The sequence below is a fragment of the Pelagimonas sp. genome, from assembly GCF_050633425.1.
In the GTDB taxonomy this organism is placed as follows: domain Bacteria; phylum Pseudomonadota; class Alphaproteobacteria; order Rhodobacterales; family Rhodobacteraceae; genus Pelagimonas.
This window is the reverse complement of sequence record NZ_JBOEGM010000012.1, coordinates 99,347-121,824: the sequence shown is the minus strand read 5'-3', so window position 1 is coordinate 121,824 and position 22,478 is coordinate 99,347. Positions and strand designations below refer to the sequence as shown.

Below are 22,478 nucleotides of genomic sequence, written 5' to 3'. Positions count from 1 at the left end.
AACTGAGTTATGACAGAATATCAATATGAAACCCATGACTATGACGTCGTGGTGGTTGGTGCTGGCGGCGCGGGTTTGCGCGCCACGCTCGGCATGGCCGAACAAGGGTTGCGCACCGCCTGTGTGACCAAGGTTTTCCCAACACGGTCGCATACCGTTGCGGCACAGGGCGGCATCGCGGCGTCCCTGTCCAACATGGGCCCCGACAACTGGCAGTGGCATATGTATGACACCGTCAAAGGCTCCGATTGGCTCGGCGACACCGACGCGATGGAATATCTAGCGCGCGAAGCCCCCAAAGCGGTTTATGAGCTGGAGCACTACGGCGTTCCTTTCTCACGTACCGAAGAGGGCAAGATTTACCAGCGTCCATTCGGCGGCCACACCACCGAATTTGGCGAAGGCCCTCCGGTTCAACGAACCTGCGCCGCCGCCGACCGGACCGGCCACGCCATTCTGCACACGCTCTATGGCCAGTCGCTCAAGAACAACGCCGAATTCTACATTGAATACTTCGCGCTTGATCTCCTGATGGAAGACGGCGTTTGCAAAGGCGTTCTGTGCTGGAAACTCGACGACGGTACTTTCCATGTCTTCAACGCCAAAACCGTAGTCCTCGCGACCGGCGGTTATGGCCGCGCCTATTTCTCGGCAACCTCGGCCCACACCTGCACCGGCGACGGTGGCGGCATGGTGGCGCGCGCGGGCCTGCCGATGCAGGACATGGAGTTCGTTCAGTTTCACCCAACCGGCATCTACGGCTCGGGCTGCCTGATCACCGAAGGCGCGCGCGGCGAGGGGGGGTATCTGACCAACTCCGAAGGCGAACGTTTCATGGAACGCTACGCTCCAACCTACAAAGACCTCGCGCCGCGTGACTACGTGTCTCGCTCGATGACGATGGAAATCCGCGAAGGTCGTGGTGTTGGCACCGAGGGGGATCACATCCACCTCAACCTCAGCCACCTGCCTGCCGAAGCGCTGGCCGAACGCCTCCCCGGCATTTCGGAATCGGCGAAAATCTTTGCGGGCGTTGATGTCACCAAAGAGCCGATCCCGGTTATCCCGACGGTTCACTATAATATGGGCGGCATTCCAACCAACTATTGGGGCGAAGTGCTCAACCCAACCGCCGATGACGCCAACGCGATTGTTCCCGGCCTGATGGCTGTGGGCGAAGCGGGCTGTGCCTCGGTGCACGGGGCCAACCGCCTCGGGTCCAACTCGCTGATCGACCTTGTGGTCTTTGGCCGCGCCTCCGCGATCCGCGCTGGCAAGGTGATCGACCGCGACAGCGCCGTGCCGACCGCGCCCAAATCCGAAATCGACAAGGCGTTTGATCGCTTTGACGGGCTGCGCAACGCCACTGGAGCGATCCCAACCGCCGATCTGCGTTTGGACATGCAAAAGACCATGCAGCGTGATGCCGCCGTCTTCCGCACCGCCAAAACCATGGCCGAAGGCGTCACCGCCATGACCGAAATCGCCGGCAAAATGGATGACCTTAAGGTCACTGATCGCTCGCTGGTCTGGAACTCGGATTTGATGGAAACGCTGGAACTCACCAACCTGATGCCCAACGCTCTGGCGACCATCGTCGGGGCCGAGGCCCGTAAGGAAAGCCGTGGTGCCCACGCTCACGAAGACTTCGCCGAGCGTGATGATGAAAACTGGCGCGTTCACACCATTAGCCGCATTGATGGCACTTCGGTCGAACTCTCGCACCGTCCTGTCGTCAAAGATCCCCTCACAACTGAGGACGAGGGCGGCATCTCCGTCGCCAAAATCGCCCCAAAAGCGAGGACGTTCTGATGCGTCGCAGCTTAACCATAGCGGCACTCGTTCTGGCCAGCGCGGCTCCGGCATTTGCCGGGTCGGTTGAGGACGAACAGCGCAAAGTCTTGATGGCCTGTCAAGATCGCCTCTTTGGCGTGCCACCTGCCGGGGCCGAAACCCATATGGAAACCACCTTCAACAAGGATCATCCGATTGTTCGGGTCATCCCTGGTGGTGTTGTCAATGAATGGCAAGCGCGCGACATCAATTCCTGCGCAGCGCGCACTTGGGGCTTTCAGGGGCCGATCACGCTGGCGGATGGGGCCTTTGGCACCTCCTGCCCACCCGGTTTCCGTGGCTTGTATCGGGGAACGCTGATTTGCCACTAAACGCGCTACATAAACTGGCCCTGACCGGTCTCATGGCCGCCTCTGTGGCCGCTTGTAGCCCGCAAGCGCAAGATGACATTGCCCGCCAAGCTGCGCGCAGCGCCATCACCCCTGTGATCCAAGATAAGTTCCCCGGTGTTCCTGTGCAGCCTGCCGTGGACTGCGTCATCAACAATGCCACCGCGCCGCAAATTCGCGCGCTGGCCGTTGATGCTGTTGCCGGTGCCACTGCCTCCACCGTGGAAATTGTAACCCAAATCGTCTCCAAGCCCGAGACCCTCACATGCCTGGCGGCTGACGGCCTGCCAGCACTGCTAAACGGCGCTTTGTGATGCAGGATCAGTGGACAGACGGGGAAATCACGCCGGGCGGCAGCGAAATCATCATGGGTGAGACCCGTGATGTGGACTGGGAAGCCCCTGAAACGCATGCAGAAAATATCGAGGAGATCGAAACCTTTCTGCACAAAGCGCTCGGCGTCGAAGACCATAACGTTTTCCACGAAATCCTATCCGACAAAGTTCATCTGGATGTTTTGGTGTACCCCCCTGCGGGCGACAGAGATTACTACCTCTATGTGACCTCAGGGATGAGCGATGTTCCTATGTCCTTGCCCGAGGGCTTGTCGCAAGACGAATTTGGCCGGACCGAGCTGATCATGGCCTTGCCGCGTGCGTGGGGTGAAAAGGTTGCGAAACTTGATTCCAGCGCTTCCGACCCTGACAACGTTTTTTGGCCGATATCTGTCATGAAATGGTTGGCTCGCTATCCACATGTGGCAAACACCTGGGTTGGCGCGGGGCACACAATTCCTAATGGGCCCGATGCGCAGCCCTATGATGACACGACGCTCTTCAATGGCGTGATCTTATCTTATGCGCCGTTCTTGCCCTTGGATATGGACCGCCTGCGTCTGCCGAGCGGCGATTATATAAGCTTTCTCGGGGTGGTGTTTTTGCATCCCGGGGAAATGGACCTGAAGCTTGAAAAAGGGGCGGACGAACTGTTCGAGCGCCTCTACGCACAGGGCCAACCTGAAATCCTGGATCTGTCACGCCGTTCCGTCGTGCGCACGAACCCGATCCTTCGCTTGTTGAAAGGACCCTAGCCCATGGTCGAACTAACCCTCCCTAAGAACTCGACAATTCGCACGGGTAAAACTTGGCCCAAGCCCGACGGCGCAACCAATGTCCGCCAGTTTCAGATTTACCGCTGGAACCCGGATGATGGCAAAAACCCTCAGGTTGATACCTATTTCATCGATATGGACAGCTGCGGCCCCATGATTTTGGACGCGCTGATCAAGATCAAGAATGAGATTGATCCGACACTGACCTTCCGTCGCTCCTGTCGCGAAGGGATTTGCGGATCTTGCGCGATGAACGTCGATGGCATCAACACGCTGGCCTGTATTTACGGGCTGGATGAGGTCGAAAATGATGTGGTCAAAATCTACCCACTGCCGCATATGCCGGTGGTTAAGGATTTGATCCCTGATCTGACCCACTTCTACGCCCAGCATGCCAGCATCATGCCGTGGTTGGAAACCAAAACCAACCGTCCCGCCAAAGAGTGGAAGCAGTCGATTGACGACCGCAAAAAGCTCGACGGCCTTTATGAATGCGTCATGTGTGCGTCTTGCTCAACATCCTGCCCAAGCTACTGGTGGAATGGCGACAAATACCTCGGGCCAGCCGCGCTCTTGCACGCGTATCGCTGGATCATCGACAGTCGCGATGAGGCCACCGGCGAACGTCTGGACGATCTCGAAGATCCGTTCAAACTGTATCGCTGCCACACGATTATGAACTGCGCCAAGACCTGTCCAAAGGGTTTGAACCCAGCTCAGGCCATCGTGGAAATCAAAAAGATGATGATCGAACGCCACGTATAAGGCGCTCTTTGACAACGCGAAAAGCCCCGGAGCCTTTGGTGTCCGGGGCTTTTTTGTGCCAGCTATCTGCTGGCCTGCACCTGTTTGGAACTGCGCCAGTTTGTCCCCAAACCCCAATCACGCTCCCAAGACAGTGACCCCAAGACAGTGACCCCAAATGCGCCGGCCCAAAGGTGCCGTGATGCGGTGCTCTATGGCAAAACGCCCGAGATCGTCACCGATTGCAACGCGCCTCACCACGCTCTGCGGGTCTGTGACGATGCTGGTGGTGGTGCCACCCGTGCAAGGCCTGAACCCTCATATGCAAAAAGCGCAATGCGGTTTTGCAAGATTGGTGGCTGTATATGGGGGCCGGGCCAACTAGGTTCATCGGCAGGGAGGGGTTGCCATTAACCGAAAGGCACTCCGATGACACAGCAAGACCAGACCCAAAATCAGACCCAGATTCAGAGCCAGGCAGTCAAGGCACAACAGGCGCTTGAAGCATTGAATCAGGCTTGGGAATATTACACGCCCCAGCCAATAGTCGCGTTCAACTCACCAGCATATGATGACACGCCCCTTGCGGCTTAACCCAACCGCCCTAATTCCTTTATCACAAAAACCACTCACGCAACTCGGGGCCGCGCCATCTGGTGCGGCCTTTCGGTTTCTGGCCCTCAAGACCAATCCTGCGTAAATCAACGCCTATGTATCTCTTGCCGCTTCTCATCCTCTTTGTGCTGCTCTACGGCCTCTTTGCTAACCGCAGCACCCGCGATTGCCGCTGGCGCGAACGGCGCAGCGCCACTCATAGCGATTGGACCTGTTTGCAATGCGGGGCGAAAACCACCGGCCCGCGCGCCACCACCCCCAAAACCTGCCTGCGCAGTTAACGGCTTGCCAATTCTGTCTGATCGGCGTCTCCTAGCAAAAAACAGGAGAGCGCAATGAGCCAAGCCCCTTCGGATGCAGATGCGCGCCGCGCCGTTGCTCCGGTGATCTGCTATCCAAATGATGCCCTGCCCAAGCCGGATTTACCGTTATACCGCAAAGCTTTGGATGCCGCGTCAGTCACGTCTACCACTCAGGCTCCTCCGCGCGACGCCTGTTGTTTTGACGTCCCTGCCGGTGGCTTTTTTCGGATCACCTCTGTTGATGGTGCGCAAGTCGGTGACCTCAATCTCTGGAATGCCCAAGACCTGTCAGAACGGTTTTACTCCGGCAAGACCCGCGCCCTGCACGGCACCCATGTCACAACAGGGGAGCGGCTCTGGACAAGCTTTCCGCATTTGCGCCCCATGGCCACCATCGTGGATGATACGCTCGATTGGTATGGGATTGATGAATTCGGTGGCTCGGTGCACGACGTGATTGGCACCCGTTGCGATCCCTATACCGGCAATTTGCTCGCTGGGTCGCAGTACCATTATTGCTGCCATTCCAATCTGACCCGTGCCTTGGCCGATCACCTTGGGACCTCGCTGGCCGAGGCCGAGCCGCATGTTCACGATGTTCTGAATGTCTTTATGTGCACTGGCTTTACCCGCGATACAGGTCAGTATTTCATGAAAGCCAGCCCGGTGCGTCCGGGGGACAGCCTGACATTCTTTGCTGAAATTCCGTTGATTGGCGCCCTAAGTGCGTGTCCGGGCGGTGATTGTTCGTCGGAACATAGTTCGGATGAAGCCGCCTGTTATCCGCTCAAGGTTGAGGTTCTGACACCACCAGAGGGGAGCTTGTCAGGCTGGGTTCGCCCTGCGCGCAATGGCTATGACCGCAGCCATGGCCGGTTAAGCCAAGGATAAGGTGGGGGGCTCTCCCCCCACCTCACAATATCTTAGCGCCAAACGTTACGTGGCGGGAAAAGCGGCTTCCAAGGCGATTTCAACCATGTCCCCAAAGGAGCGTTCCCGATCCTCAGATGGCAATGCCTCGCCGGTTTTTAGGTGGTCAGACACCGTCAAAACCGCAAGCCCACGAACCCCATACCGGGCCGCCAAAATGTAAAGCTCTGCCGCTTCCATTTCGACCCCAAGGGTGCCGTGCCGCTCCATTTGTTCGGTCAAATCAGGGCGTTCGTCGTAGAACACATCGGACGAATAGATCCCACCAACATGGTAAGGCACATCCCGAGATTTGGCCGCAGTCACCGCGGATTCAAGCAGGCTGTAATCGGCGCAGGGCGCGAAACTAAGCTCCTTGAAAAGACCGCGTGACGGGGTCGACAGGGTCGATGCGGTCATCGCTATGATCACGTCGCGCACCTTGACGCTGTCTTGCATCCCGCCGCAGGATCCGATCCGGATCAGGGTTTTTGCCCCGTAATCGCGGATCAGTTCATTGGCGTAGATTGACAATGACGGCATGCCCATGCCCGAGCCATGAATCGTTACACGATTGCCGCGCCATGTTCCGGTGAAACCCAGCATGCCACGCACTTTGTTTACACACACAACGTCATCGAGAAACGTATTTGCTGCCCATTCGGCACGATAGGGATCGCCGGGCATTAAAACGGTTTCTGCGATTTGGCCTTTTTCAGCTCCGATATGGACCGTCATTTCAGATTTCCATGTCTTCGACGGATTTCCCAGAGGCCAGCGCGTCGACAACCCATTTTGGTTTACGGCCACGGCCTGTCCATGTCTGCGATGGATCGGCTGGGTTGGCGTATTTAGGTGCGCCTTTTGTGGTCTTGCCGCCAGCGGACAAGATTTCGTCCAGAGAGTACCCAAACTCTTTGGCAACTTTTTCAGCGGCCAGTTTGGCTTCGGCTTTGCGGCGTGCGTCAACGCTCTTCAGGGCTTTGGTGGCATCTGAAATCAGTTTGGTCAGTTCTTCGCGTGAAAGGCTTTCAAGTTCGACTTGCATTTTGGCTCTCCTTTTTATTTTCTAAGACGCTACCTCTGTAAAAACTAAAGAACCCTCAAGTCTGGATTTGTGTCAATAGCGATTTGTTGATCACAAAAAGGAAAATCACCCAATTTTTAATTGAGTGATTTTTGATTTTAATACCGTAAAACGGTATTTTTAGCTGATGCTATTCAGCGGCAACTGATTTTGTGTCAACCAGTGTCACAATATCACGCATAATGGAATTGAGCTCGAAATCCTTGGGCGTATAGATCCGCGCGACGCCCATTGCCCGTAGGCGTTCTGCGTCTTCATCGGGAATAATTCCGCCGACAGTTACGGGAATATGGCTCAACCCTTCATCACGCATGCGTTTCATCACGTCTTCCACCAAAGGAATATGGCTCCCGGATAGGATGGACAGACCGATCACATGCGCGCCTTCTTTAGCGGCTTCGATGATTTGTTCCGGGGTTAGCCGAATGCCTTCATAGTCGATGTCCATACCGCAATCGCGGGCGCGAAAGGCGATTTGCTCGGCACCATTGGAATGCCCGTCCAGACCGGGTTTCCCAACCAGGAACCGCAAACGCCGCCCGAGTTTATCGCTCACGGCGTCAACAGCGTCGCGGATATCCTCAAGGCCCTCGGTTTTGTTGCTGACCGATTTGGAAACCCCCGTTGGGCCGCGGTATTCGCCATGAACACCGCGCATTTGTGCCGCCCATTCCCCCGTGGTGACACCGGCCTTGGCACAGGCAATCGACGCAGGCATGACGTTCTCACCGGCCTCAGCCGCCGCGCGCAAATCCGCCAGGGCCGCAGTCACGGCCGCACCATCGCGGGCGCTTTTCCATTCGTGCAAACGGGCGATCTGTTCTTGCTCAACCGCTGGATCAACAACCATGATCCCGCCATCTTCGCCAACCAAAGGCGAGGTCTCGCCGTCGGTCCATTTGTTAACACCAACAACGACAGTTTCATTCCGTTCAATACGGTTCAACCGGTCGGCATTGGATTCAACCAGACGACCTTTCATATAGTCGATCGATCCAATGGCCCCATTCATTGATTCAATATTGGCCAATTCTGCTCGCGCGCCGTCTTTCAACGCTTCGACTTTGCGATCAACGGCGGGGTTGCCTTCGAACAGATCTTCGTATTCCAGCAAGTCGGTTTCATAGGCCAAAATCTGCTGCATCCGCATCGACCATTGCTGATCCCATGGGCGGGGCAATCCGAGCGCTTCGTTCCAAGCGGGCAATTGCACCGCCCGTGCCCGTGCCTTTTTCGACAAAGTCACCGCCAGCATTTCGATCAAAATGCGATAAACGTTATTTTCGGGTTGTTGCTCGGTCAATCCGAGCGAGTTCACCTGAACCCCATAGCGAAAACGCCGGAACTTTGGGTTTTCGACGCCATATCGCTCCAATAGGATCTCATCCCACAGATCGACAAAGGCGCGCATTTTGCACATCTCGGTGACAAACCGAATACCCGCATTCACGAAAAAGGAAATCCGCCCACAGAGCGCCGGGAAATCTTCTGCCGCAACGCGCGGTTTCAATTCGTCCAGAACCGCAATGGCCGTCGCCAGGGCGAATGACAATTCCTGCTCCGGCGTCGCGCCCGCCTCTTGCAAGTGATAGGAACACACATTCATCGGGTTCCATTTCGGCACATGTTTGTAGCAATACTCCGCCACATCGCCGATCATCTTGAGGCTTGGCTTGGGCGGACATATATAAGTGCCTCGGCTCAGGTACTCTTTGATCAGGTCGTTTTGCACCGTGCCTTGCAGCTTGGACACATCCGCGCCCTGTTCCTCAGCGGCCGCAATATACAGCGATAACAACCAGGGCGCAGTCGCGTTGATTGTCATCGAGGTGTTCATTTGTTCCAGCGGAATATCGGCAAACAAAGTCCGCATATCCCCCAGATGGCATACCGGAACCCCAACCTTGCCCACTTCACCGCGCGCCAGAATATGATCGCTGTCATATCCGGTCTGCGTTGGCAGGTCGAATGCCACAGACAGGCCGGTCTGCCCCTTGGCGAGGTTGTTGCGGTACAAAGCATTGGATGCTTTCGCGGTCGAATGGCCAGCATAGGTTCTGATCAACCACGGGCGGTCTTTTTGAATGTCGGTCATCGGGGCCTCCATCGGCAAGATTCTGGATCGCAATCATATTGCTTTTGCGAATGGATAGACGAAATAATATGTCGCGTCAATTCGCTGCATTGCGGCGGTGCATGTGCAGAATAACGTCATAAAACCCGCACGGACATGGGGCGACAAGCCGCAAATGCCTAAATAAACCTGACGTTAGCGCTCTCTGCCCTGCAGCACAGGCGCAACAGGCCAGGCAATCTCCCCTAAAATCGGGGTGTTTGGGACATATTTGTCGTTGCGGTAAAAGCGACCGCGGCCATTAACCGGCTAAATCGTCGTAAAACCCGATCCCAAGCCCCAAAATCGGGTTCCGGTCGGGGCAATCCGGCGCAATTCCTCCGAGAATCGTACAGATTTCCCGTCTTGATTGCCGTTGCGCTGCCTGTCAGGGTGATTAACCATGAATACCTCGGTCACGCTGCCGCTTTGGGCATTTTTACTGATTTTGGGCTTTGCAGCGATTACCTTCGCCTCCCATTTTTTGTTTCCGTCCGTGCGCTGGTTCTTCCGCCGCCGTTTGCAGCGCGCCGTCGCCCGGCTCAACACGCGACTGCAACGGCCCATCGAACCGTTTCGCTTGATGCGGCGTTACGATCTGATCCAGCGTCTTATATATGACCCCGAGGTCACGCATGCGATTGTCGAACATGCCCGTGAAACCGGGGTGCGCGAGGACGTGGCCTTTGAACGCGCCCGGCGTTATGCTGGTGAAATTGTGCCCTCCTTTTCGGCCTTTGCCTATTTTGGTTGGGGGGTGCGCGGGGCCCGCCTTTTGTCCAATGCGCTGTTTCGCGTTCGCCTTGGTCACCATGATCCCCAAGAGCTGGCGGGCATTGATCCCGAGGCCACCGTCGTCTTTGTTATGAACCACCGGTCCAACATGGATTATGTGCTTGTCACCCATTTGGCGGCCGAGCGATCGGCGCTGTCCTACGCGGTTGGGGAATGGGCACAGGTGTGGCCCTTGTCGCGGTTGATCCGCTCGATGGGGGCGTATTTTATCCGTCGTAAGTCAAGAGATGCCTTATACCGCAAGGTGTTACGTCAATACGTCGCCATGGCAACCAAGGGCGGTGTGACCCAGGCCATCTTTCCCGAAGGTGGTCTAAGCCTCGATGGTGCGCTGGCTCCGGCCAAGCTTGGTTTGCTTAGTTATATGGTTGATGGCCAAGATTTAACGGCGCGCGATGTGGTGTTTGTGCCAGTCGGTCTTAACTATGATCGTGTGCTCGAAGACACGGTTTTGATTGATGCCGCGCGGGGGGAAGGGCGGCGGTTTAAGGTCGGGAAGTCCTATGTGGTTCGGGCATTGCTCAAACAAATCTGGCTGCGGCTGCGCGGTAAATATCACCGGTTTGGCTATGCCGCGGTGAGTTTTGGCACGCCGCTTTCTTTGCGGGCCAATCCTGATCTGGCGGCTGATCCCCAAGGTCTTGCGGATCAGTTGATGACCCAAGTCGGGCAGGTGGTGCCGGTTTTGCCGGTGCCGTTGGTTGCGCATCTGCTGCTTGAAAAGGGGGGCACGCGCCCGGAGCTTGAGGCGCGTTTTGCTGAGTCCGCAAGCCAACTCAGCGCTTGCCACATTCATCTGCCGCGCAACGATACCGGGTATGCGGTTGAGGTTGGATTGCGCGCGCTGACAGAGCGCGATTTGGTCTCCCAAACTGGTGGAACCTATCGGGTTAACGAAACGTCTCGGGAAATAGTTACATTTTATGCAAATTCGATACGGCATCTGTTTTAACTGAAAATTAAGGGAATTTCTGCACTTGCGAAAGAATTTCTGCACCTGCTGGGTCATAAAATTACAAAATTGCGGGTATCTGTGATTGCATTGTTGCGTGACCTCTTGTAGTTCAAGGGCAAGCCCCGCTCGATTCTGCACTGCAGAGGGGGACCAAAACGTAACTTTCGACCCCAAGGAGGCCCCCATGGCTCTGGATCAGGACACCGGTATCGCGCAATATGACGCCCCCGAAAAAGACCTCTATGAGATCGGCGAAATGCCCCCAATGGGCTATGTTCCCAAGCAAATGTATGCATGGGCCATCCGCCGTGATCGTCATGGTGAGCCTTTGGAATCGTTCAAGAAAGAAGTGGTCGATACGTGGCAGGTAGACAGCCACGAAGTGCTCGTTCTCGTGATGGCGGCAGGCGTAAACTACAACGGTGTTTGGGCCGGACTCGGCCAACCGATTTCGCCCTTTGACGTTCACAAGCAGGACTTCCACATCGCCGGTTCGGATGCCTCGGGCATCGTTTGGGCTGTGGGTGATAAGGTCAAAACCTGGAAGGTTGGCGACGAGGTTGTTATCCATTGTAATCAAGACGATGGCGACGATGAAGAGTGTAACGGCGGCGATCCAATGTTCTCTCCGACCCAGCGTATTTGGGGCTATGAAACCGGCGACGGGTCTTTCTCTCAGTTCACCCGTGTTCAGGCTCAACAGCTGATGCCACGCCCCAAGCATCTGACTTGGGAAGAGAGCGCCTGTTATACCCTGACGCTGGCCACCGCCTACCGCATGCTGTTCGGCCACCACCCGCATGAACTCAAGCCCGGTCAGAACGTTCTGGTTTGGGGTGCATCGGGCGGTTTGGGCTCTTATGCAATCCAGCTTGCCAACACCGCTGGTGCCAATGCGATTGGTGTGATCTCGGACGAAAGCAAGCGTGACTTTGTTCTGGCGCAGGGCGCTAAGGGCGTGATTAACCGCAAGGATTTCGATTGCTGGGGCCAATTGCCCACAGTGAACAGCCCCGAATATAACGCATGGCTCAAAGAGGCCCGCAAGTTCGGCAAAGCCATCTGGGACATCACTGGCAAAGGCGTCAGCGTTGACATGGTGTTTGAGCATCCGGGCGAAGCCACCTTCCCTGTGTCGACCCTTGTGGTCAAAAAGGGCGGCATCGTTGTGATCTGCGCCGGCACCTCCGGTTTCAACACAACCTTTGACGTCCGCTATATGTGGATGCACCAGAAGCGCCTTCAGGGCTCGCACTTTGCAAACCTGAAACAAGCTGCCTCGGCCAACCGTCTAATGTGCGAACGCCGCCTTGATCCATGCATGTCCGAGGTCTTCCCGTGGGAAGACATTCCAGAAGCGCACATGAAGATGCTGCGCAACGAACACAAGCCTGGTAACATGGCCGTGCTGGTTCAAGCACCCACCACAGGGTTGCGTACATTCGAAGATGCATTGGAAGCTAAGAAGTAAGCTTTTGCACCGTTGATTTCGAAACGCCCGCGAATCACCATTTGGTGGCGCGGGCGTTTTTGTTTGAAAGATCGCATTTTAGAAAACAATCACTTGGCAAAACGCCCCCTCGCAGTTTCTGGGGAGTGATATTCCGTGAATATTAACCGTGATTAGGTCATGCTATGGTTGATTTAATGGATCATTAACCTGCTATAAGAGAGACTTGAGATGGGACAAGATTGGATTTTGGACGTACTGGCGGACCTGAAAACATTCGCACGTGAGAACGGCATGCCGTCACTTGCCGCGCAGCTGGATGATGCGAGCTTTGTAGCTCAGGCCGAAATTGCGTCCCTTGCCGAAGAAAACGGGATTGGGCTTCTTGGAAAACGTGCCGCGCCTGGACAGGTTGATACAACGTTTGGAATCGGCTGAAGGGCTCGATGATCTACAGGTTGCGATCGAAGAACTTCGTGACCAGCTTGGGATAGATCATCTGGTTTATCACTGGGTTAGTAGCAACGGTGAGCAATATGGATGCGGAACCTATGACTTGGAATGGGTCAACCGCTACATCGAAAAAGGATACCTGAGAGTCGATCCAGTCATACAAGGGTGTTACCAACGCTTTCACCCGGTTGATTGGAAAAGACTGGATTGGTCCAGCAAAGCAGCCCGGCAACTCCTCCAAGACGCAATCAAACACGGTGTAGGCAATCAAGGCTACTCAATTCCGATCCGGGGCCCCAACGGTCAGTTTGCCCTGTTTTCGCTAAGCCATAACGGTTCGGATGAAGAGTGGGAAAAGTTTACCAACGAAAACCGGCGCGATCTGATCTTAATCGCTCACTACTTTAATCAAAAGGCGCTCGAGCTTGAACCCGGGCGAAAGCCAGAGCAGGCACAGGCGCTTTCGCCCCGAGAAGTTGAAGCAATGACATTGTTGGCCGTTGGCTATTCGAGAGCCCAGGCCGCTGACACGCTGTCAATTTCGGAACATACATTGCGGGTCTATGTGGAAAGTGCGCGGTTTAAACTGGGCGCGCTGAACACAACTCACGCAGTGGCCAAGGCGCTCAGCCGCGGTGTAATTGTGGTCTAAATGCGGCAGCATCTAGGCGCAATTAAGGCTGTGGTAACCCTACCGTTCGCACTATTTTAACCTCGTTAACGGCCCAAACGGCAATCTGTTCTCATCACATCAACGAGGGCAAACTCATGATCCGTTACATTTACGCTGAAGACCTGAACAACTTCCCGAAGCTGGCTCGCACCATGTTTGAAGACCGGGCTGATCAATTCAAAACCCGTCTAGGTTGGGCCGTGACCGTGGATGAGCGTGGCTTTGAGCGTGATGAATATGATGATGAAAACCCTCTCTATGTCATCTGGGAAAACGCTGATGGTAGCCATGGTGGCTCGATGCGCCTGCTGCCTACAACCGGCAAAACCATGGTCAATGACCACTTCATTCATCTCACAGACGGTGTTCGCATATCTAGCCCAATTATCTGGGAATGCACACGTTTTTGCCTGTCGCGTGGTGCCACGCCCGGTGTTGCAGCCGCGCTTATGCTGGCGGGCGGCGAAGTTATGAAAGAATTCGGTGTTGAGCATTATGTCGGCGTATTTGACGCCCGTATGGTTCGCATTTATCGTCGCATTGGGTCCTCTCCTGAAGTGCTGGGTAGCGAAGGTGAAGGCCGTGATCGTATCAGCGTAGGCTTGTGGGAATTCTCGGCCGAAGCACAGGCTTCGGTTGCCAAAAGCGCCGGTATTACCCCCGATATGTCCAAGCGTTGGTTTGAGCTTTCCTTTGGTGCGCCAGTAAGCCTTGACGAGCAGGCGAACCCGTTTCTCGCCAACCTGACCGCCGCCGCATAAAAGCCACAATACACCCGCCAAGTTCGGATGTGATCAGCGCGTGAGCTATGCTCGCGCGTTTGGTGTTTGTAGCGCTTTGATCTGGCGCCCCGACACCCCCGCCTATAGGGTGCGCGCATGACCGCACCCGCAATTATTTTTTCCGAAGATCAGGCCCTTGCCCATGATCGTGTTGCTGAGATGCTGCGCGAGGCCGGCGTTGATTTAGACGACGGCACTTGCCAAACCGCTGAAGAAGGTCCGGGCCGTGTGATGGCATTGATGGGCAAGGCGGGCAGCGGCAAAACGCTTTTATTGGCCGAATTGGTCAAAGCCCTTGAAAACGCTGGCGTCGGTATCGTTTCCGGAGATTTCGAATCCAAACGTAGCCGAGAACGCCGAACTTTGGCGGTGCTGGCCCCAACAAACAAAGCCGCTTTTGTCCTGCGGACGCGCGGCGTACCTGCGACGACCATCCATCGAATCTTGTACACGCCCGTTTATGACCCCGAATTTGAGCGGGTTGCGGAATGGTTGATGGGAAATGACGAACAGCCGGACATTGAAGGGCTGTCAGATGAGGGGCTGGAACGCGCCAAGGCAAGCTACGAGTTACACAAATCGATTCCAGCGGCGTTGGCAGCGGCGGGGTTGCGCGGATCTGACTTTATCACCGGTTGGAAACGGCGCGATGACCCATTGGATATCGGTTTTGTTGACGAATCGTCGATGTTGGATGACCGCCAATTCGAGGATCTCAAAGAAATTTTCCCGAATCTTGTGCTGTTTGGTGACCCGGCGCAGCTGCCGCCTGTAAACCAATCCGGCGAAATGGTTTTTGAAAAGGTCAAAGCCAGTCAAAAGCTGGAACTGCATAGGGTTCACCGCCAAGAGGCGGACAATCCGATTCTCGATTTGGCCCATGCTTTGGCGGATCCGCAGCTTGGATTTGACGAATTTGAGAAAATGATCGAAGACACCGCGCGCAAGGATGACCGTGTGGTCTATGCGCAGCGGGTAGAAGTCGATCTGATGGCGCGGTCGCCGGTTTTGGTCTGGCGCAATGCGACGCGGATTCGGCTGATCAATGCGTTTCGGGCGGTGCATGGCGCGCCTGAAACCGAATTGTTACCCGGTGAACCGCTGATTTGCGACGGTATTGAATTGCCTCTGAAACACCGCAAAAAACGCCTCGATCTTGAGGCGCGCGGGCTGATCAAGGGGGCGCAGGTCGTCTATCTTGGGCCGGGTCGCAAGCCGGGGTTTTCGCGGTTGCATGTCATGGGCGCGATTGAGCCACAAGTGTCGGCCGCATCTATCGTCAAAATCGAAAAACCCGAGGAAGCAGAACCGTTTATACCCTTTGCAGCGCGCATGGGGGCGACGTTTCTACATGGGGCCGCAGTGACGATACACAAGTCGCAAGGCAGCCAGTGGGAAAACGTTCAGGTCTTTGCACCCGACCTATATGCCGCCGCGCGGATGGGGCGGTCGGAGGCAGGGCAACCGCTTTGGAAACGGCTGGCCTACGTGGCAATCACGCGGGCGTCTGAACGGTTGTTTTGGGTGGTGCGCAATCGGTTGGCCAAGCCGTCGACCGGCTTGGTGATTGATGATTTGGGGGGGACCCCAGCGCCCTTGGCGCTTGAGCCTCAGGCTGAAATCGACGGGTTATAAGGCAACAATCTGCTTACCGGTATTGCCGCCTTTGAGCATGGCAATGAAGGCGGTTGGCATGGCGTGCAAACCCTGTGCCACATCCTCCAGGTGTTTGATTTCACCGGACAAAACTTTGGTCGGGACTTCGGCCAAAAACTCGGGATATTCATCCCAGTGATCGAAAATGATAAAGCCAGAAACGTGCAACCGTTTGACCAAAACAGAGCGCCAGAGCATCGGCAAGCGATCATCAGCGTCTTCGACGCCACCATACCACGAGATCATGCCGCAGACCGGTATGCGACCCCCGACATTCATCAAAGGCAAGACCGCCTCAAGCACTTTGCCCCCAACATTTTCCCAATAGATATCGACACCATCGGGCGCTACTTCGGCCAATGCGGTCCGCAGTGCCGAGGCGTCTTCATAGGCCCGGTGATCTAGCGCGGCATCAAATCCGAATGTTTCGGTTGCGATCCGGCACTTTTCCGGACCGCCTGCAATTGCAATGGTCCGCAGACCTGCTGCTTTTGCCAGCTGACCAACCATTGCGCCCACGGGGCCGGTGGCTGCGGCAACAACCAATGTCTCGCCGGCTTTGGGGCGTCCGAATTTGCGCAATCCAGTCCAGGCGGTGAAACCGGGCATGCCAAGGGCACCAAGGAACAAGGAAGACGGAATTTCTGCCGGTAAAACACGCGCTTCGGTGGCTTTGACGATGGCGTGACTGGCCCAGCCCGTCATGCCGGTTGCCAAATCTCCGACAGCAAAACCTTCTGCCTTGGAGGCGATGACCCGACCAACGCCTTGCCCGGTCATGGTTTCGCCCAAGCCCACAGAAGGCGCATAGCTTTTGACGTCGTCCATCCGGCCGCGCATATAGGGATCCAGCGATAAATGACTGACTTCGATGACGATTTCACCGTCGCCGGGTTCGGGCACTGGCCCGGTTTTCAGGCTGAAATCTTCTGGAACCGGATCGCCCTTGGGGCGTCGGGCCAGGGTGATGCGTTGCATGTCGGTCATAAATCCCCCTACGTCACGAAGTGTATTTCATATGCGAAACCTGTTGCCTTTGGCGGCTTGGGTTTGCCACTCTGTTCAGACCATAGCAGAGGGCAGGGGAGGGTCGGATGCAAGGCATGATGATGCAGATTCCGTTACGTATTATCGAAATTCTACGATATGCGAGCGAGGTTCATCCAGAAGGTGAAATTGTTTCGGTTCGAACCGAGGGCGACATTCACCGCGAAACCTATGCGCAGGCGTATAAGCGCAGTGCTCAATTGGCCCATGGTCTCAAGGCAATAGGCGTCGGTGATGGCGATCGGGTCGCGACATTGGCATGGAACGGATATCGCCATTTCGAACTGTATTATGCGATTTCTGGAATGGGCGCGGTGTGTCACACGATCAACCCACGCCTGTCTGCCGAACAGATGTTGTACATTATCGAACATGCCGATGACCGGGTGTTGTTTGTCGATCTGACCTTTGTGCCGATCCTGGAAGCGTTGGCTGAGCATTTGCCCAAATCTCTGCAGTTGGTGGTGATGACCGACCGGGCCCATATGCCCAATAGCCCCTTGAACTGGCTGTGTTTTGAGGAGCTTTTGGACGGGCAGCCTGAGGTATTCGATTGGCCGATGATGGATGAAAATGCAGCCTCGGGATTGTGCTATACCTCTGGAACCACCGGGCATCCGAAGGGCGCGCTTTATTCGCATAGATCAACGGTGCTGCACGCCTTTATGGTTGCAATCACCGTGCCCAGAAGCTTGCATGAAGGGGCGCGAATTCTGCCGGTTGTGCCGATGTTTCACGTCAACTCCTGGGGTTTGCCCTATGCGGCACCATTGGTTGGGGCCTCCCTCGTAATGCCGGGCCCAAAGCTTGACGGAGTCTCTTTGTTTGATCTGATGGAGGTCGAAGAGGTGACGGCGAGTTGGGGTGTTCCTACGGTTTGGTTGGGGCTTCGCGGCGAAATGGAGATGCGTGGTGCAGTGCCTGGGCAGCTGGATCAGTTGGTCATCGGAGGCTCGGCTGCGGCGCGTGATATGATTTCTTTCTTTGAAGGCAAAGGGATAGATGTTTGTCATGCTTGGGGCATGACCGAGATGAGTCCGATCGGCACGCAAGCGCAGATTTCCCGCCCGATGGCCAAATTGCCCGATGAGACCAAGATTGACTACAAATGTACGCAAGGCCGCCGGGTCTTTGGTGTCGATCTAAAAATCGTTGACGAGGCGGGCAAGGAGCTTCCCCAAGACGGCAAAGCGGTGGGGGAATTGTATGTGCGCGGCAACGCGGTGGTGTCCGGCTACTTCAACAATCAAGAGGCGAGTGATGCCGCGATTGACAGCGAGGGCTGGTTTGGCACGGGCGATGTGGCGAGCATTGATACCAAGGGCTTTTTGTCGTTGCAGGATCGGTCCAAGGACCTGATCAAATCGGGGGGCGAATGGATCAGTTCCATTGATCTGGAAAACATGGCTTTGGCTCATCCCAAGGTTGCCAATTGCGCCGTGATCGCCGTCGCCCACCCGAAATGGGACGAGCGGCCTTTGCTGGTCGTGGTGCCTGTCGATGCGGGTGACCCACCAGATTTAGGCGAAATTCATGACATGATGCTAGAACATGTGGCGCGCTGGCAATTGCCCGATGACATGGTGATGATCGATGCTCTTCCATTGACTGCGACGGGCAAAGTGTCAAAACTGACCCTGCGCAAGACGTTTGGGGATCATGTTCTACCTGATGGTGCCAAATGATACGCGATGAATTGCGGGCTTTGCCCGAGCAAACCACCGATTGGGTTGCGATGGATGAGGCCAAAGTGAAGGCCTTTGCCGATGCGACCGAAGATTGGCAGTTCATCCATCTTGATGACGCCCGCGCTGCCGCTGAAACGCCATTTGGTGGCGCGATTGCCCATGGTTTTCTGACGCTTTCGATGCTGTCGATGATGTCCTATCAGATCATGCCGGACTTTCCCGGTGTCGGGGCCAGCATCAACTATGGCTTTGATCGTATTCGGTTTGTTTCGCCAGTTCGCGTCGGAACGCGGGTGCGAGGCCGCTTTGCTGTGGCGTCGGTTGATGATGGTAACGGGTGGCTTGGCGTTCATTGGGATGTCACCGTCGAAATAGAAAATGAAAGCCGCCCGGCCTTGGTGGCGCAATGGATCACCCGACTGGAATTGGAGACATAAATGGATCTTGGAGTAACAGATCGGGTGCGCCCGCTGATCGAAGCGGTGCGCCGTATGGTCGAGGATGACATCGCTCCGTTGGATGCTGAGTTTCATGCGGAGGTTGGCAAACACCCGTCCGGGGACCGGTTTCAGCACACGGAACGCCAGCTTGAGATCTTGGATGGTCTCAAAGCTTTGGCGCGTGAGCGCGGGTTGTGGAATTTTTGGCTGACCGACAGCGCGCGGGGCTATGGGCTGACGACGGTTGAATATGCCTACCTTGCCGAAGAAATGGGCAAGGTCGGTATTGCCGCCGAAGTGTTCAACTGCAACGCGCCTGATACCGGCAATATGGAGGTGCTCGAACGCTATGGCGAAGACTGGATGAAACAGCGCTGGCTCACCGATTTGCTCAATGGTGATATCCGCTCCGCCTATGTCATGACTGAGCCGGACGTGGCCTCGTCCGATGCGGCGCAACTGGTGTTTGAGGCCAAGCGCGATGGCGATGACTATGTTCTTAACGGTGAAAAATGGTGGATCAGCGGGGCAGGGGATCCGCGTTGCAAAGTCTATATCCTGATGGCCTGTACCGACCCTGATGCCGCAAAACACAGCCGCCACACCATGTTTGTGATGGACACAGATACACCGGGCATTGAGGTTTTGCGCCCGATGCATGTTTTTGGCCAGGATGATGCCCCGCATGGCCATATGCATCTGCGGTTTACCAATGTGCGCATCCCGGCGCGCAATGTGGTTTTGGGCGAAGCCCGTGGATTTGAAGTGGCCCAAGGCCGTCTTGGCCCCGGACGCATCCACCATTGTATGCGTGCGATTGGACAGGCGGAAAAAGCATTGGACATGATGTGCAAACGCGGTCTTGATCGCGAGGCTTTTGGCAAGCCTATCGCCACATTGGGCGCGAATTTCGACATCATCGCCAATGCTCGGATGGAGATCGAAATGGCGCGGTTGTTGTGCCTCAAGGCCGCGTGGATGATGGACACTGCTGGGGTGCGTGCGGCTCAGCCGTGGATCTCCAAGATTAAGGTGATCGCGCCTCTGATGGCCGGCAAGGTCATTGATGAGGCCATGCAGTTGCACGGTGCCGCCGGCATTTCACAAGACATGACGCTGGCTTCGATGTGGACGCATGTTCGTACTTTGCGGTTTGCTGATGGCCCCGACGCGGTTCACCGTCGCCAAGTCGCCCGCGCCGAATTGCGTAAGCACTCCAATCAAGCGGGTTAAGCCATGCAACAGGTCGATCTAGACCGGGTGTCAGAGTGGATGTCCGAACATATAAAAAGCCTCCAAGGCTCTGTTCAGGCAGTGAAATTTGACGTGGGACAGTCCAATCCGACCTATCGGTTGGACACATCTTGCGGCAGTTATGTTTTGCGATGCAAACCCCCCGGTGTGTTGCTAAAATCGGCGCATGCTGTGGATCGTGAATTTCGGGTGCAGCGGGCCCTGGCGGGATCGGACGTGCCTGTGCCCACCATGTTGGCGCTTTGCCAAGATAGCTCGGTTCTGGACACAGATTTCTACGTGATGGAGCATGTCGCAGGCCGTAATATTGTCGACCCGTCGATGCCCAACACGACCCGGTCAGAGCGCCGGGCGATTATCACAGAAATGAGCCGGGTGCTTGCCGCCATCCATTCGGTGGATGTCGATGCTGTTGGCCTGTCAGACTATGGCCCCCCCGGCCATTATTTTGAGCGGCAACTGGTGCGTTGGACCAAGCAATACAGAGCCTCGGAAACCGAAAACCTGCCAGCTATGGAACAGCTCATCACGTGGTTGGCGGCAAATATGCCCGCTGATGACGGCCAGCGCACGCTGGTGCACGGTGACTTTCGCATCGACAATCTTTTGTTTGCCCCTCAAGAGCCCGATTGCGTTGCGGTGCTCGATTGGGAATTGTCGACGTTGGGACACCCCTATGCGGATTTGGCCGGTGTCATCATGCAATGGCAACTGCCTCCGGGCTGTGAAGGGCGAGGATTGGCAGGGATGGATCGGGAAGAACTGGGGCTGCCAAGTGATGCGGAGTTTATCGCCGATTATTGCGCGCGCCGTGGCCTGCCAATGATCACCAACTTTGGGTTTTACCTTGCGTTTTCGTTTTTTCGAATGGGGGCGATCTTGCAAGGTGTCAAGAAACGGGCGCTTGACGGCAATGCCGCCAACCCGGAAAAGGGGCTCAAACTTGGGGCGTTTGTCCCACATTTTGCACACCTCGGACTTGGGTCCAAAGATTGGCGGACATAGATCGGTATGGATGAAAAACTGCGTGAAAAAGCATATGCCTATGCCGCACATCTCGGGTTTGAGATGGTGGAATGGAGCGATGGATATTCCAAATTCCAGCTGCCACTAGAGCCGCATATCATGAACCGTCACGGAAGCCCGCACGGCGGGTCACACGCGTCGCTTTTGGACACGGTCATGGGGTTTGCGGGCTGTTATACCGGCGACCCGGACTATCGGCAAATGTGCTGGACGCTGACCTTAAACGTGCAATATCTGTCACGTCCGTTGGGCAAAGTCTTTATTGCCGAGGGGTTTAAGACCGGCGGTGGCAAGTCGACGTTCTTTGCAGAAGGCAAGATCAGCGACGAAACCGGTGAGCTTATCGCCAAAGGCACGGGCACTTTCCGCTACCGCAAATAATCGCCAAAAGTCAGACCACCAATGCGGTGTTGGTGGTCAAAACCTTTTAGGGCACATGGTCGGAGTAGGTGGCCAGAATACATGGCTGGGCCCCCACCTGGGCGGTGGCCCCGGACCCAACCAAGAGCCATAATCAGCTAGAAACAGAGGCCTTGATCGCGCGAATGTTTTCGCCATAGGGCGCTGGGTTTTCCACTGACCCGCCCCGGAAAACGGCTGAACCTGCGACCAAAACATCTGCGCCTGCATCGACCACCAGTGGAGCCGTTGTTGGGTCAACACCGCCGTCGATCTCAATATGCACTGGCCGATCGCCAATCATCTCACGCAGCTTGCGGATTTTTGCGGTCATATCGATGAATTTTTGCCCGCCAAAACCGGGGTTTACCGTCATCACGCAGACCAGATCGGTCAGGTCGAGTAGATGTTCCACCGCTTCCGCTGGCGTGCCGGGGTTGAGCGCAATCCCGGCCTTCATGCCGGCACCGCGAATGGCCTGCATGGTGCGATGGCTATGGGTGCCTGCTTCAACATGCGCGGTCAGAATATCGGCCCCGGCATCGGCATAGGCGTCGATATAGGCATCTACCGGCGAGATCATCAAATGCACATCCATCACCGTTTTCACATGTTTGCGAAAGGCTTTGACGGCGGGGGGGCCAAAGGTCAGGTTTGGGACAAAATGCCCGTCCATGACATCAACATGGATCCAATCCGCCCCTTCGGCTTCTACAGCCTGAATTTCACGGCCGAAATCGGCGAAATCAGCAGAAAGGATGGAGGGCGCGATCTTCACGCTGCGGTCGAAAGTCAT

The 22,478-nt window shown here is 55.9% G+C and carries 22 protein-coding genes; 17 read left to right on the top strand and 5 right to left on the bottom strand.

The window, feature by feature from the left end; all coding sequences use genetic code 11:
* Positions 1-9 precede the first annotated feature (9 nt).
* The 6 genes from sdhA to ACRBB0_RS09655 all read left to right on the top strand — a co-directional run bounded on the left by sdhA (position 10) and on the right by ACRBB0_RS09655 (position 5,846).
* Positions 10-1,812, top strand: a complete 1,803-nt coding sequence (sdhA, locus tag ACRBB0_RS09680; RefSeq protein WP_431374229.1) for a succinate dehydrogenase flavoprotein subunit — start codon at positions 10-12, stop codon at positions 1,810-1,812.
* On the top strand, positions 1,812-2,165 hold the full coding sequence (locus tag ACRBB0_RS09675; RefSeq protein ID WP_431374228.1) for a hypothetical protein: 354 nt from the start codon (positions 1,812-1,814) through the stop codon (positions 2,163-2,165). Before sdhA ends, ACRBB0_RS09675 begins: the two co-directional genes overlap by 1 nt.
* Entirely contained in the window at positions 2,156-2,497 is a 342-nt protein-coding gene (locus ACRBB0_RS09670) for a hypothetical protein (protein ID WP_431374227.1), read from the top strand. The genes ACRBB0_RS09675 and ACRBB0_RS09670 overlap by 10 nt, the downstream gene beginning before the upstream one ends.
* A complete protein-coding gene (locus ACRBB0_RS09665) occupies positions 2,497-3,273 on the top strand; it encodes a suppressor of fused domain protein (RefSeq protein ID WP_431374226.1) in 777 nt (258 codons plus the stop codon). Before ACRBB0_RS09670 ends, ACRBB0_RS09665 begins: the two co-directional genes overlap by 1 nt.
* A 3-nt stretch (positions 3,274-3,276) precedes the next feature.
* The gene (locus ACRBB0_RS09660; RefSeq protein WP_431374225.1) at positions 3,277-4,059 is read left to right on the top strand and encodes a succinate dehydrogenase iron-sulfur subunit; all 783 of its coding nucleotides are present in this window, start codon (positions 3,277-3,279) and stop codon (positions 4,057-4,059) included.
* A 929-nt stretch (positions 4,060-4,988) separates the two neighbouring features.
* Positions 4,989-5,846, top strand: a complete 858-nt coding sequence (locus tag ACRBB0_RS09655; protein WP_431374224.1) for an urea carboxylase-associated family protein — start codon at positions 4,989-4,991, stop codon at positions 5,844-5,846.
* A gap of 45 nt (positions 5,847-5,891) precedes the next feature.
* On the opposite strand, the gene deoD is transcribed toward ACRBB0_RS09655, so the two are convergent.
* From deoD to ACRBB0_RS09640, 3 genes are all read right to left on the bottom strand, one after another.
* Entirely contained in the window at positions 5,892-6,602 is a 711-nt protein-coding gene (gene deoD, locus ACRBB0_RS09650) for a purine-nucleoside phosphorylase (RefSeq protein WP_431374223.1), read from the bottom strand.
* A 1-nt stretch (position 6,603) separates the two neighbouring features.
* Positions 6,604-6,912 carry an H-NS family nucleoid-associated regulatory protein gene (locus ACRBB0_RS09645; RefSeq protein ID WP_431374222.1) on the bottom strand — a complete coding sequence of 103 codons (309 nt, stop codon included), beginning with the start codon at positions 6,910-6,912 and terminating at the stop codon, positions 6,604-6,606.
* Positions 6,913-7,081: 169 nt separating this feature from the next.
* Entirely contained in the window at positions 7,082-9,046 is a 1,965-nt protein-coding gene (locus ACRBB0_RS09640; RefSeq protein WP_431374221.1) for a methylmalonyl-CoA mutase family protein, read from the bottom strand.
* Positions 9,047-9,467: 421 nt separating this feature from the next.
* Here ACRBB0_RS09640 and ACRBB0_RS09635 point away from each other — a divergent pair, with 421 nt between their 5' ends.
* The 6 genes from ACRBB0_RS09635 to ACRBB0_RS09610 all read left to right on the top strand — a co-directional run bounded on the left by ACRBB0_RS09635 (position 9,468) and on the right by ACRBB0_RS09610 (position 15,807).
* Positions 9,468-10,811 (top strand): 1-acyl-sn-glycerol-3-phosphate acyltransferase, encoded by a 1,344-nt coding sequence (locus ACRBB0_RS09635; RefSeq protein WP_431374220.1) that lies wholly within the window; start codon positions 9,468-9,470, stop codon positions 10,809-10,811.
* 187 nt (positions 10,812-10,998) lie between these two features.
* Positions 10,999-12,285 (top strand): crotonyl-CoA carboxylase/reductase, encoded by a 1,287-nt coding sequence (gene ccrA / locus ACRBB0_RS09630; protein WP_431374219.1) that lies wholly within the window; start codon positions 10,999-11,001, stop codon positions 12,283-12,285.
* 210 nt (positions 12,286-12,495) lie between these two features.
* Positions 12,496-12,702 carry a hypothetical protein gene (locus tag ACRBB0_RS09625; RefSeq protein WP_431374218.1) on the top strand — a complete coding sequence of 69 codons (207 nt, stop codon included), beginning with the start codon at positions 12,496-12,498 and terminating at the stop codon, positions 12,700-12,702.
* Positions 12,689-13,369 (top strand): helix-turn-helix transcriptional regulator, encoded by a 681-nt coding sequence (locus ACRBB0_RS09620; protein ID WP_431374217.1) that lies wholly within the window; start codon positions 12,689-12,691, stop codon positions 13,367-13,369. Before ACRBB0_RS09625 ends, ACRBB0_RS09620 begins: the two co-directional genes overlap by 14 nt.
* Positions 13,370-13,485: 116 nt before the next feature.
* Positions 13,486-14,151: an acyl-homoserine-lactone synthase gene (locus ACRBB0_RS09615; RefSeq protein WP_431374216.1), complete on the top strand. Its 666-nt coding sequence runs from the start codon at positions 13,486-13,488 to the stop codon at positions 14,149-14,151.
* A 117-nt stretch (positions 14,152-14,268) separates the two neighbouring features.
* Complete coding sequence (locus tag ACRBB0_RS09610) at positions 14,269-15,807, top strand: ATP-dependent DNA helicase (RefSeq protein ID WP_431374215.1); 1,539 nt, start codon at positions 14,269-14,271, stop codon at positions 15,805-15,807.
* Here the strand turns inward: ACRBB0_RS09610 and ACRBB0_RS09605 are convergent.
* Entirely contained in the window at positions 15,802-16,815 is a 1,014-nt protein-coding gene (locus tag ACRBB0_RS09605) for an NADP-dependent oxidoreductase (RefSeq protein ID WP_431374214.1), read from the bottom strand. The two genes, ACRBB0_RS09610 and ACRBB0_RS09605, sit on opposite strands and share 6 nt — an antisense overlap.
* Positions 16,816-16,922: 107 nt before the next feature.
* On the opposite strand from ACRBB0_RS09605, the gene ACRBB0_RS09600 reads away from it, so the two are divergent.
* The 5 genes from ACRBB0_RS09600 to ACRBB0_RS09580 are packed head-to-tail and all read left to right on the top strand — an operon-like array spanning position 16,923 to position 21,664.
* Positions 16,923-18,560, top strand: a complete 1,638-nt coding sequence (locus tag ACRBB0_RS09600; RefSeq protein WP_431374213.1) for a long-chain-fatty-acid--CoA ligase — start codon at positions 16,923-16,925, stop codon at positions 18,558-18,560.
* Positions 18,557-19,000 carry a MaoC family dehydratase gene (locus tag ACRBB0_RS09595; protein WP_431374212.1) on the top strand — a complete coding sequence of 148 codons (444 nt, stop codon included), beginning with the start codon at positions 18,557-18,559 and terminating at the stop codon, positions 18,998-19,000. The genes ACRBB0_RS09600 and ACRBB0_RS09595 overlap by 4 nt, the downstream gene beginning before the upstream one ends.
* Positions 19,001-20,236 (top strand): acyl-CoA dehydrogenase family protein, encoded by a 1,236-nt coding sequence (locus ACRBB0_RS09590; RefSeq protein WP_431374211.1) that lies wholly within the window; start codon positions 19,001-19,003, stop codon positions 20,234-20,236.
* Positions 20,237-20,239: 3 nt separating this feature from the next.
* The gene (locus tag ACRBB0_RS09585; protein WP_431374210.1) at positions 20,240-21,262 is read left to right on the top strand and encodes a phosphotransferase family protein; all 1,023 of its coding nucleotides are present in this window, start codon (positions 20,240-20,242) and stop codon (positions 21,260-21,262) included.
* Between the two features lie 6 nt (positions 21,263-21,268).
* Positions 21,269-21,664 carry a PaaI family thioesterase gene (locus tag ACRBB0_RS09580; RefSeq protein WP_431374209.1) on the top strand — a complete coding sequence of 132 codons (396 nt, stop codon included), beginning with the start codon at positions 21,269-21,271 and terminating at the stop codon, positions 21,662-21,664.
* A gap of 133 nt (positions 21,665-21,797) precedes the next feature.
* Here the strand turns inward: ACRBB0_RS09580 and rpe are convergent, their stop codons facing one another.
* Positions 21,798-22,478 (bottom strand): ribulose-phosphate 3-epimerase, encoded by a 681-nt coding sequence (gene rpe / locus ACRBB0_RS09575; protein ID WP_431374208.1) that lies wholly within the window; start codon positions 22,476-22,478, stop codon positions 21,798-21,800.